3 protein-coding genes are annotated in these 13,511 nt (G+C 36.2%); all 3 read right to left on the bottom strand.

Annotation, left to right across the window (positions count from 1 at the left end; all coding sequences use genetic code 11):
* Positions 1-68: 68 nt before the first annotated feature.
* The 3 genes from DPN68_RS07025 to DPN68_RS07015 all read right to left on the bottom strand — a co-directional run bounded on the left by DPN68_RS07025 (position 69) and on the right by DPN68_RS07015 (position 13,041).
* A complete protein-coding gene (locus tag DPN68_RS07025) occupies positions 69-5,279 on the bottom strand; it encodes a GEVED domain-containing protein (protein ID WP_113988945.1) in 5,211 nt (1,736 codons plus the stop codon).
* A 178-nt stretch (positions 5,280-5,457) separates the two neighbouring features.
* On the bottom strand, positions 5,458-10,500 hold the full coding sequence (locus DPN68_RS07020; RefSeq protein ID WP_113988944.1) for a GEVED domain-containing protein: 5,043 nt from the start codon (positions 10,498-10,500) through the stop codon (positions 5,458-5,460).
* Positions 10,501-10,977: 477 nt separating this feature from the next.
* Positions 10,978-13,041 carry a hypothetical protein gene (locus tag DPN68_RS07015; RefSeq protein ID WP_113988943.1) on the bottom strand — a complete coding sequence of 688 codons (2,064 nt, stop codon included), beginning with the start codon at positions 13,039-13,041 and terminating at the stop codon, positions 10,978-10,980.
* Between the last annotated feature and the right edge of the window lie 470 nt (positions 13,042-13,511).

Here is a 13,511-nt window from a genome sequence, read left to right as displayed (position 1 = left end):
CATAATCAAAACAAAAGACCTTTATTTTAATAAAATAAAGGTCTTTTTTGAGTATTTCAAAAACAGTTCTAGTAAACCACCTTCTTATTTACTTTGGTTCCATTAGTTAATGTGATTTGTACTACTAATGGTGCCTTGTTTTTTTGTACTTCATGAAGCGGCACTTCTAAACTATTTACGTTTTGCTTATTTACCAACAATCTTCCAAGCACATCGAATACAAGAACGGATTGAATTGTATTTTTAGTTGAAACTACGCTTAAATTGGTATTTGACACAACCAATACGGAATTGTCATTTAAGAAATCATTGTTTCCTAAAGTTTCGTTGGTATAACGTAAAACAAAACGATTTTCATTAGTTCCTGCTTCAATTGTAAAGTGATATGGCGCTGCTTTTAAGTCGTGAATTACATTAAGCAACTTATCTTCTAAATAAATATTTTGATCTGTATTCAAAAATCTACCATCAACTAAACTTAGAGCGATTGTGTACATTCCGTCATTTGGAGCTGTAACACCTAATGGAATTTGATCATTGTTATCAAACGGCAAAGTTCTTCCTTGAATTAAAAGCTCTTTGTTCTCAGCAATGGAATACAATTCAAAACTTGCTTTCACTCCTAAAGCAGGTGCATCAAAAGCATTGTCTAAATTGTTACTTGCTCCTGTTGCATAACCAATTAAAGTTTTGGTATTAGTCCCTGTTGGACTTACTAAATCTAACCAAATTCTATGTTTTTCAATTACAGAGTTGTTCTCTGTGTTTTCAGCTGTTCTGTAAAATTGGCTATTATCAAAAGTGTGACTTCTCATCGTATTGTTGAAAATTACACTTTCATTAGTAGCACCCAAATCATTCATTAGTACAAAGAAACCTTGTCCAGCTCCAATCATTCCGTTATAACCTGGAGGAGTACTTCCTAAAGAATTATATGTAATGTAATCAGCTACTGTATAATTCATTTGATAATCTTCGTAAAAAGGGTCAACAATCATGTTGCTTGGTAAAGTACCATGTGTCCATATTTTTACAAAACCTGAAATGTTTGCTGCATTAGCACTCAAGAAAGCGTCTGCATTTAATGCTGAAGGATATGGATTTCCTAATAGATTCCAGTTGTCATCGTTTAAAGTTACCATTGTAGTTGTAGGCCCTACATAAGGAGCTCCAGTATAAGTGCTTCGTTGAATAGGTGTATTGATAACTCCGTTATTTGGAGTTCCTACAAAAGTAGCCGTGTAATTTTGATGAGTGGCTGTATAAGCATCAGGTCCTCTAACGATATATCCTTTTCCTAAAGCCATAATTTCATTTCCACCAACCCATTTTCCAAAGTCACTTGCATAAGTTCCATTGGCTACAGTTGGCGCCCATTTGTAAATGTATCCAGCATTAGTTCCAGGTGAAATTGCGCTTGAAGAGAAACTTGCTACAGGAGAAGACCAATATACATAATCTAACTTACGAATACTAGCTGTTCTATCCATGTGCATGATTCCTTGATTGGCGTTGTTGTTAATTTGAATCAAACTAGCGCTATTATTTAGTTGTAAGTCACCACCAGCATTGATATTAATCCAATCGGTTATAGTTACAGCGTTATTAGATTCAACTGTTAACAAAGCATTGTTTTGTATAGTTAAATTCAATCCTAAACCGTTATAGTTACCACCACTAACAATAGGGTCATTAGTAACATCTGGGATTACAACACAATCAGAAGCTAGAGGAACACCTGTTGGAGTCCAGTTGTTAGCCACATCCCAATCCGTGTTTACAGAACCATTCCATACTTTTGCTCCGTTTACGGTAACTATAGTTTGGTCAATTTCAGTAATCGTTCTTCCATCACATAAAGTATATGTTATCTCAGCAGTATATGTTGTTGTAGCTGTTGGGCAAACGTTTAGTACTGGTGTATTTCCTACTACAGGTCCAGTTGTACCAGCACCTTCATACCATGTTAAAGTTGCAATGGATGGTCCAGCAGGAACAAAACGCCAAGCTTCATTAAAGGTTGTCCAGTCTGCATCAAGTGCATTTCGACCAGGGGCTACTACAGCAGCAGTTGCAGTTGCATTTTGAATTCCTACAATAGCATTACCACCATTCCATGTACCATCAACTCTTTTTTCTTGTATATAAACTTCAATTACATTTGAGTTTTCATAAAGAACCATCATGCCTGTATAAAGTAAAGAGTTGTTAGAATACATTGGCACTTCATTCCAAGATGCTACTAATGCTCTACATCCGGAAGGTAATGTAATTAATTCCCATCCTACTTGTCCGCCATATCTTGGGTCAATATCATGATAAACACCATAAATAGTATTAGCAAATAAAGCGCCCGTTGTACTTGGTAAATTATTACTAAATGAATAACCAGTTCCTCCACCAGGTGAGTTTGATGTTAAATCAAAAGTTAACATCCCGTTTGAACCAATTAAACATTGGTTATATGTATTACCAAAGAAGCAAAAATCAAAAGGCAAATTCACAACTGGAGACCAAATGTCATCAAGATTAACACTTACAGGGTTTGCTAACCCATTAAATGGTATAGGTGGATTATATTGTATTGCCTCTACAGTATAATTTGTAGTATCTCCTAAATCTAAAAATGTCGCTTCTAAATCAACACAAGTTGTTGTATCTGTACAATTGAATGGAGCTGGGTCAGCACCATTTAGATTTAATCCGCCTGAAATCACATTTGGACATCCTGTAACAACATCACTTACAGCCATTGTAACAAAAACACCAACATTTGATGTTGCTGATTGTCCGCTATTTGTACAAGTAACAACCAATTGCCAGTTCACATTCCCAGAAGCTGGAGCTACTGCATTATAATTTGCATATGTGCTTGTAGCTGCTCCTGCATTTGTCCATGTTGCACCACCATCGGTACTAAACTGCCATTGGTATAATAAATCTAAAGCCTGAGTATATCCAGTAGCTGAAACGACATAAGGATTTCCTGGCCAATCTGTGTTAGGTGATGTTGAAACTGTTCCGCCAACTGGTGTTCCTGAACATACAGGAAAACATACGCCACTGTAAGTAATAGAAAGCGCAAATCCAGAATATACAATAGAACTATCAGAATCAAAACGAATTGTTAATGTTTGACCTGGAGCACCGGTATAATTAATTGTTCCAGTTCCAGAATAGGTTCCTAATACAGTTCCTCCAGTTCCACTTCCTGAATATATTATGATGTCATCAACGCCTTCAGTTACATAACTTCCTGAAATAGTAATTGTAGCACCTAATCCTGCTTCTAACACTGTAAACCCATCAGCATTATTTGAATAATCTCCTGAAGGACCACCGTTATCATAAAGTGTAATGTTAGTTCCACAAGTTACAGAATTACTACCTGTAGTTGGAATATTTAAGGTGCTTACAACTGTAAACGTACTTGATGTTGAAGTTGCTGTTTGACTACTATTCGTACATGTAACTACAAGTTGCCAAGCAACAGTTGTACCTACAGTTCCTGGTGCAGTAGCATTGAAATTGGAATAAGTACTTGTTGAAGCACCCGCATTAACCCATCCAGCTCCGTTAGTATTGGATTGCCATTGGTAAGTCATTCCAGTGGCTAAGGTCATTCCAGTGGCAGATACGGTATAACTTGAACCTGGTCCGCCATTTACAGGAGAAACAGCTACTGTTCCGCCAGTAGGCGTACCTGAGCAAGCAGGAAAACAAGTTCCGCTATAGGTAACTGATAATGCAAAACCTGTATTAACTACTGAACCATCTGAGTAAAATTGAATTGTCAAAGTTTGCCCGGCTGTTCCTGTATAATTAATTGTTCCAGTTCCTGAGTAAGTGGCTAATATTGTACCTCCAGTTCCAGTTCCGTTATAAATTCTAATGTAGTCTATATTACTACCTTCTGTTGCATAAGACCCCGTAATTGATATTATTCCACCTAATCCTGCTTGTAATACGGTATGTCCGTTTGAATTATTTACATAATTACCTGATGGCCCACCATTATCATATAAAGTAATATTAGTTCCGCAAGTAACCGTGTTACTGCCTGTTTGCGGAACATTCAACGTGCTTGTGGAAGTAAAAGAACTTGTAGCTGAGTTAGCACTTTGTCCACTAGCGGTACAAGTTACTACAAGTCGCCAAGTAACAGTTGAGCCTAATGCTGGTGCTGTTGCGTTATAATTAGCATAAGTGCTAGTTGATGCGCCTTCATTAACCCATCCAGCGCTATTTGTATTAGATTGCCATTGAAAAGTTAAACCTGTTGCTACAGTAAAACCTGTTGCTGAGACTGTATAATTTGAACCCGGATTACCTGTTGTAGGGGAAGTTGTTGTTGTTCCTGCAGTTGGTGCGCCACTACAAGCAGCTGGCACTACAACTTGAATCGTGTAATCTTCAGCTTCTGTATAAGTTGTACTTCCACAAGAAGCAGGGTCTGTATTCGACCAATTAGCAACAACTCGCATTCTATAATTGCCTGGTGCAGCGCCTCCGGGAATAGTAATAGTTCCTGTTGCAGATGCCACATAACCGCCGGAAGCATATGCTTTTTCACCAGCATCTGCAAAATCACCGTCGTTGTTCCAGTCTATCCAGATATTAATTCCATGAGTCCCTGAACTAGTTGTTGCATTAAAGTTAAAACTGCTTCCCGCTACTTGACTTACCGATTGTGCAGTAAAATTACCATAACCACCAGTAGAGTAAGTTGTTGTGTTTGAGATATTTGTTAATCCACCAGTTGTTGAAAAATTATTGATCCAATAGCTGTTTGACGTTGTGCCAATTGTGCAATAGCTAATTGGTGTTGTAGTAACACAAATGCTATTCAGAGTCATGTTGTGATTTGTTGTATTTCCAACAGCTATGTAATAAGTCCCATTTGCAAGATTTGTTGCCGTAATGGTTTCTGTTTGAGCCCCATTTGTAGTGTTTACATCTACACATTGAAGATTAGAAAGAGTAGCGCATGTACCAGAAAACAAACCTAAAACTAAATTTCTAGCTCCTGAATTTGCAGTTATTGTAATGTTTTGTGGACCAGAACTAACAGTAAAGGAGTAGTATACTGCTCTTTGCCAACCTGAACATGTTGGGGGAAATTCCGTTGTTCCATTAACACTTCCCGAACCACAAGAACCATCAATCGTTAGAGGAGTTGCCGTTGCACAAGTTGCGCCTTGCCCAAAAGTTAGTGTTGAAAATAATAAAAAAAGGAAACTTAAAAATAAATGTGTTTTTGTAAAGGGATAAATTTTCATTACACTTAAAATTATGTATAGTTTGTAGTTAGATTGTATTTATCTAACAAATATATTTTTTTTTGTTTAAAAAACAGCATTTTAACTAACAAATGTTAACCTTAACTTAAAATGTTGATAACCTAAATATAAAAAGCCCAGTAAGTACTGGGCTTTTTAATTATTATGTTAATAAGTTTTAGAAAATCACTTTCTGAGTCGTTTGAACTCCGTTTTCTAATTCTACGATAACTACAAGAGCACTTTGTGTTTTAGCAATTCCGTTTAACGATACATCTGTATTGTTTACGTTGCTTACTGTTCCTAAAGTTCTTCCTAGTACATCATAAACCGTTACCGATTTGATGTTGCTAGATGCAGTTACATTTATCGTATTGTTTGTATATACTTTAACTCCATTGGTAGAGATAAAATCTTCGTTACCTAATGTTTCGTTGTTAAATTTAAGTACAAATCGGTTGTCAAATTTCCCAGTTGTAGTTGTAAAGCTATAAGGAGCTGCTCTTAAATCGTGAACTACACCTATTAATTTATCTTCTAAGTAAATCGTTTGATTTTGATCAGCGAATAAACCGTCTAAGTTTGAAATTGCAATTCTGTGAATTCCTTCTGTCGCAATTGTCATACCTAATGGCACTTCGTCATTTTGATCAAACGGTAATGCTCTACCTTGAATACATAATTTATCTGTATTACTTAAACTGTATAATTCGTAGTTTGCTTTCACATCCATTGCTGGTGCATCAAACAATCTGTCTAACTCATTAGTAGCTTCAGGAGCGTAACCAATTAAAGTCATACTACTTAAACTTGTTGGACTAATTAAGTTCAACCAAATTCTACTCTTATCTAATGTATTCGTAACATTTGAATTTCTATAGAACAAGTCATTTCTATACGCATTACTTCTCATTGTGTTGTTAAAAGTAACATTTTCACTAGTTGAAGCTGAAGTATGATTCATCAATGCAAAGAAACCTTGACCTGCTGCAATACTTCCGTCGAAACCAAATTGAGTTCCACCTAAAGCATTGTATGTAATATAATCGTTAACAGTATAGTTAATCATGAAATCTTCATAGAATGGATCAGCAATTGCTGCACTTGGCAATGTTCCGTGCGTCCATAACTTAATGAATCCAGCCAAATTCGCATTAGCACCTAGGAATGCATCTGCACTAATTGCTGATGGGTAAGGATTTCCTAATAAATTCCAGTTATCATCATTTGCTGTTGCTAATGTTGTTGATAATCCAGTGTTATAATTTGCGCCGTTATAAGTTCCTCTTAAAACTGGCATTGCAATAGTACCATTGTTTGGTGTTCCTACAAAGTTAGCGGTGTAGTTTTGTAATGTAGCTGTATAAGCATCAGGACCTCTAACGATGTATCCTTTACCTCTTACCATAGTTTCATTAGCTGCTACCCAGTTACCGTGATTGTTAATTGTACTAGCTAAAGTTGGTTCCCATTTCCATTTGTAACCAGTTGTAGCAGGAGATACACTATTTAAAGCAAATGCGCTCATTGGTGAAGACCAATATACATAATCTAATCTTCTAATGTTAACATTTCTTCTCATAGTAACAGTTCCTGTATTGGCTACATCTAAATTTTGAATTAAGCTTCCGCTACTTTCAATTGTAAAAGTACCGCCAGCATCAACCGTAACTGCCTCGTCAATAGTTAAATTATTATCAGGTTGTATTTGTAAGAAACCACTAGGTCTAACTGTTAATGTTTTTCCAAAAGCATCATTACCTGTATTGTTAATATTAGCATCAAATGTACCATCGTAGATAAAGATACACGTATTAATATCTGGCACCCCTACTGGCTCCCAGTTATTTGGATTAAACCAATCATCACTAATATTACCAATCCATAATTTGGTGCTATTTGTAATTGTAATAAATTCTGAAATTGGACAGCCGTTACCTAAAGTAGCAGTTGCTGTGAATGACCATGATGGTGAAGCTAACTGCAATGCTGTTGGTCTTACGTAAACCGTAGTAACTGCTTGAGCTACATAAGGTATAGTACAACCTGCATCAATAAACGCGTCAACAGTACCACCAGACCAAGTAAATGTTGTATTTAAAGGTCTTGTTCCGTAAACCTGAACATCATCTAATGCCCAGCCATCAGCCCAAGCAGAACCACCTGCCAAATGGAATCTGAAACGAACCATTACTTGAGGTTGCCCCGCATAAGCACTTAAATCGATTGTTACATTAGCAAATTCTCCTGCAAAACCTTGATTAGATGTGTACCTTGCAATATTCGTCCAAGCACCTCCGCCATTGGTAGAAACGTCTACATCGGCATATTGCTCAGGTTCACCTGGATAATAAGAGAAATAATGTCTGAAACTTAAAAACAAATCTGAAAATGCAGAAGCATCTAAATTAGCTGTTCTTAACTGAGTGTCTTTTGGGTTTGGAGCTGCAAAATCTGAATTGGCAACAGCAAACATATTACCAATTGCTTTTGATGTAATTGCAGGTTTCCAAACAAATCCAGCAGGAACGTATGGTCCTGTTCTGTTAGTCCATTGTGTATCTACACTTGCAGCAACATTTACTCTGTTCAACACTCCAAATCCTCCACCTTCAAAATCTTCGTCTACTAAGTAGTCGATGATAAAGTCACCACCAGCAGAGATTTGTACAATATTATTTTCTCCACAAACATCTGGCACAGAAGGCGTAACCACTACATTAGCTACAGGGTTGATTACTGCAATTATTTCTTGGCGGTACCAAGATTCACAAACGCCATTAAAGGCAGTTACATAATACGTTGTTGTTGCGGCTAAAGCTGGAGTTGTCCAGTTAGTTGTACCTACTGCTGCAGGAGCAGTTCCTATTAATGTTCCACCAAATAGTGAGTCATAAAATCTAAATTCAGTAACACCTACTGTTCCCTCAACACCTAACACTACAGTTCCGTTTCCACAACGTTCGCCATCGTACAAAGCATTTGGTTTAGCAGGACAATCCGCTACTACTGTTAAAGTATAATCTTCTGTTTCTCCTGTAGCTAATGCACCACAAGGGCCAAAAGTTTGAGAAGCCTCAAATGAACGTATTCTAATTCTGTAATTTCCTGGTAAAGTAGCCGGCGGTACTACAAATCCTCCAGCACCTGCAATAGTTTGAATACCACCAGTGGTATATACTAATTCTGGTGCAGCATCTGTAAAAGTACCATCGTTATTCCAGTCTACCCATATTTTAACGAATTGTCTTGAAATAGCTAAGCGGTAATCAATAGCAACACCACCACCTGGGATTTGTGTAACCGGTGTAGTAGCTGTATAATCAGCATAACCCGTACCAGCTCTTCCAGTAGCCAAGTTATTAATATTGGTAATATTACCAACAGTTAACACATCGTCAATGTAACGCGTACTCACACTAGATGAAACCGCACAATAACTAGCTACTAAAGTTGTAGCATTACCTGTTAATGGACTTGTTCCTACATATAAAGGACCTCCTGTACATAAACCGTTAAATGAATATATATAGAAATAATAAGTTGTTAATGTTAATAAGCCAGTCGCATTAAAATTAGTATTTGAATCGTTATCAACAACGGTATAACCTACTTGATACGTACTTCCAATAGCATATGTTGTACCATTTACTGGTGCAGCAGGCGGTACAGGGTTTGTACTCACAATTACTAAATAGCTATCTGCTGCAGGCGATGCCGCAGTAAAAGCTCCAGATATATTGTTCCCTGATGGCACTAAATTTAAAGCCGTTGGTTGCGCTGTTGGTGTTGCACAAACAGGGAAACAAACGCCAGTAAATGTTACATTAATTACGAAACCTGTATTAACGACTGAACCATCAGAGGTGAAACCTACCGTAAGTGTTTGCCCAGGGTTACCTACATAATTAATTGTTCCACCAACACCTGAAAATGTTGCTAAAACCGCACCACCAGTTCCAGCGCCATCATAAATTCTAATTACGTCGAAAGTTGCTTCTGTGCTATATGTTCCTGATAAGGTTATAGTTGCTCCTAAACCAGCATTAATAACCGAGTAATCATTTCTGTTGTTACCGTAGTTTGCATCGCCTGCGTGATCTTTTAATATTGCGTTCTCTCCACAAGGAACATTATTTATTCCTGCTCCTGACACTAAAACTTCGTTAGAGACTAAAACTTCTGCTACTGTTGAAGTAGCGCTTGAGCCGCTATTAGTACATGTAACTATACATTGATAATATGTATTTGCAGTAAGAGTTGCTGTTGTGTAGTTTGCGGTTGTTGCGCCTGTACCACCTGTTACATTTACAAAAGGCCCACTAGCAGATGCCGATTGTTGCCATTGGAAAGTGATACCAGCTTGATTACTAAAACCAGTTAAAGATATGTTAGCGGTATTGTTAAGAATAATAGTTTGAGTTGCAGGTGTAGCTGTACCTGCAGTAGGTGCTCCAGAACAATTTACGAAATAACTAATTCTTACCTGACCATTTGCTCCAACTCCTCCCCCTCTATTTGTACCCCCATCTCTTTCGCCGCCGCCGCCGCCGCCGCCAGGAATAATCCCTGGATTACCCAAAGAATTTACGACAGCCGCTCCTCCAGCGCCAAAAATAGTCAAAACTGTTCCAGAATTTCCTCCAGCTTGTCCTGAAGTATTTCCAACTGTCCCGTTAAGACCGTTTACATTTGTTGTTCCTCCAGAAGAAGTACCTCCTGTCCCTGCCGCTCCCATGTTTCCTGCTCCACCAGTACCTCCATTAGCAATCATATTGATACCAAGAGCTGCTCTAACAAAAGTTGTATTGGTTCCATTACCTCCAGCTCCCGCCGCAGCTGCACCTGCCGTTCCACCTGTTCCAACTGTGTAAGTGAAGATGTCTCCTGGGGTAACTGTAATAACTCTAGTTGTTGCGCCACCGCCACCGCCACCAGAACCACCAGTATTATTTGCACTTGAACCACCACCACCACCACCAGCTCCCCAAACGCCAACAGTAATTTCTGTTACGCCAGCTGGTACGGTAAAAGTTTCTGCACCGCCAGGGGTGTTGTCTGTGAAAATGACCTGCCCAAAAGCATTTGTCATTCCAAACAATCCAAAAAATGCCAATAAGCAAAGGGTTAGGTTGTTTGTCCAGAAATGGTTTGCATTTTTGCTAAAACCTGAGTTTGTTGTTGTAGCATTTGTAAGTTTTTTTAAGTAATTTTTTTGCATAACATTAAAATTTTAATATAAATATTTGGCTTTGTGGGGGAGGTAACATCTTTAATAAAGTGTTACTAACAAATATAATTTTTTAGTTTTTTTATTTTATTTTAACTTTTTATTTTTTTTTTAAACAATTGAAAGTCAATTATTTAACATTTTAATCATCGATGAAAAGTATAAAAAAATCGATGAAATACATATTTTGATTACCTTAAATTAAAGTAAATTCTTACTTAAATTTTCAAAAAACGTCATTTTTAAGGATAACTGTTAAAATTTTGGAACAACTGGGTCGATTTTGGAATAACTGATTTTTGAAAGATACAAATTATTTTTTTATTTATATAACTGCTTCAAATTTAAAATGTTGGGGTTCACTTTTTGGTAAGGAATTTTTGAGTCGTTTTGGTTTTGGTTTATAAACAAAAAACGCCAGTGCTTTACTGACGTTTTTTAAATTAAATTTAAAATGGGAATTATTTTTTAATAAACTGTTTTTTTAGAAATTACTACATTGTTTTCTAATTCTACGATAACTACAAGAGCACTTAGTGTTTTAGCAATTCCGTTTAACGATACATTTGTATTGTTTACGTTTCTTGCCGTTTCTAAAGTTCTTCCTAATACATCATAAACCGTTACCGACTTGATGTTGCTAGAAGCTGTTACATTTATCGTATTATTTGTGTATACTGTAACGCCATTGGTAGTAATAAAATCTTCGTTACCTAATGTTTCATTGTTAAATATAAGCGCAAAACGGTTGTGAAAACGACCCGATACAGAAGTAAACGTATAAGGGGCTTCTTTTAAATTGTGTACAATGCCAAGTTCTAAATCTTTCAAATAGATGGTTTGATTTCCTTCGAATAGACCATCAACAGCTGCTAATCCAAAAGTGTGAATTCCTTCTTGATTGGTAGTGTAGCCCAATGAAATTTCATCGTTATCTGTAAAAGGAAGTGCTTTTCCTTGAATATTATATGATTGAGAACCAATTAAGCTATACATTTCGAAATTGGCTTTATGCTTGCTTTCTGCGTCAAAAATTCTATCAACTCCGTCTGTGGCATCTGTTACATATCCAATAAGTGTGCTGCTAGCTAATTGGTTTGGAGCAACTAAATTTAACCAGATTCGGTGTTTTTCGTCTTCCGTTGTGCTAGTTACTTCATTAGTAGTTCTAAAAAATTGATTATTAGCTACTTGTTCTCCACGCATATCATTAGTAAAGGTAGCTGTGCTTGTTGCTGTTGGTGTAGTGTTAAGCATTTTAACAAAGAAACCTTGTGCTGCGCCAACAACTGATTTAAACGTGTTAATCGAAGAACCGGTTGCGTTAATTTTAATATAATCAGTTGAAGAGTAGTTATAGGTGAAGTTACCATAAAAAGGAGAACTGTTACTTGTACTAATAGGTGTACTGTGTGTCCAAACATGAACATAACCGTCTAACGCTGGGTTTGCTTTTAGAAATTTAACCACATCAATAGCCGAAGGGTATGGATTTCCAATTAAGTTCCAGTTATCATCGTCTTCCGTTACTTTTACATTTCCTGAAAAGTAATTTGGCCCTGTATAGTTTCCTCTTGTTATAGGAGTTGTGATAGTACCATTATTTGGTGTACCAATAAAAGTAGCTGTAAAAAGTTGTGAAGTTGCATTACTAAAATGATTTGGTCCTCTCACGATATATCCTTTTCCTTTGGTCATTATTTCATTAGAAGCATTTGCCCAATTTCCAAATCCATTCAAATTGGTGGCAACAGTTGGTAGCCATTTGTAAATCAATGAAGAGTTAGGAGATACTTGTGATACATTGAAGTTTTCTACTGGCGATGACCAATACACATAGTCCATTTTTGTGATATTAGTATTGCGTTTCATGGTAATGTTGCCAATGTTGGTACTATTATCAATTTGGATTAAACTTGCAGCATTTTCTAAAAGAAAAGAAGCAGAGGCACCAACAGTGACATTTTCTTTAACTTTAATACTATTGTCTTTTGTTACTGTTACTGAAGCGGTATTCGTTACTGAAATCGATTTCGCTACTGCATTAGTTACATCAATAACACAAGGAATGGTATTACTGATAAAAACATCGCAATTAATAGTTGGAACTCCAGTTGGTGTCCAGTTAGCACCATTATTCCAATTTGAGCCTTGAGATCCATTCCAAGTTTTTGTACATGGAGGAACTTGGCAATTGGTGTTTTGTGTCACGTTAAGTGTTGGGTTATTTTGAATAACTCCTCTTATACATAAGGTAGAGTTGTTTGTGCAACTACTAATAGTTCCGCTACCATTTAAATTACCCAAAACAATTAAGTTTACATTTCTTAATTCTAATGTTCTGCCGTTTAAGTTTAAATCACCGTTAATTGTAATAGTGGTAGTATTACCATTACCACAGTTTCCATTTCCAAAACCAACAGCACTTGGAAAAGAAGTATTGTTGTTTAATGAATAACTACCGGTAACGGTGTTTTGTGAAAAAATGTAAAGGGGGAAGAATAAAAGGACTAAAAATGTAATTTTTCTCATAGTATTTAATTCAATTGTTTTAACAAAGCAACAGTTATTCCAAAACAAGATACACTTATTACTTCGATACAAAAGTACTGCTACTCAGTAAAATAACTATGCATGCATAATAAATTTAACTTATGATTAAATAAGCAAATCCATGTATAAAAACATAAAAACTTGATTGTAAGTGACTTATGTTTTTTAACTAATTTACTGTTTATGTATTAACTGTATATGATTTAAGAATTTTTATGAAGTTAAAATTCTAATATACTGATGATAATTCAATAAAATCAACTCATATTATATGTTATTTGTAAAAACAGCATTCTTACAGGTGTTTTATTGGTTTATGTGCAATAAAAAAGGCTTTGTGGTAATTTACATCTTAAAATGCAATAAACTAAGGATAGTTAATTGCTGTTTGCTTTTATTTGTAATTTTTTAACAAAATTTATTTATTGTTAAGTATTTTTTAATATATT

This window comes from Flavobacterium tibetense, from assembly GCF_003293845.1.
GTDB classification, from domain to species: domain Bacteria; phylum Bacteroidota; class Bacteroidia; order Flavobacteriales; family Flavobacteriaceae; genus Flavobacterium; species Flavobacterium tibetense.
Note: the sequence above shows the minus strand (reverse complement) of the source record. Positions and strands in the feature narration are given on the sequence as shown.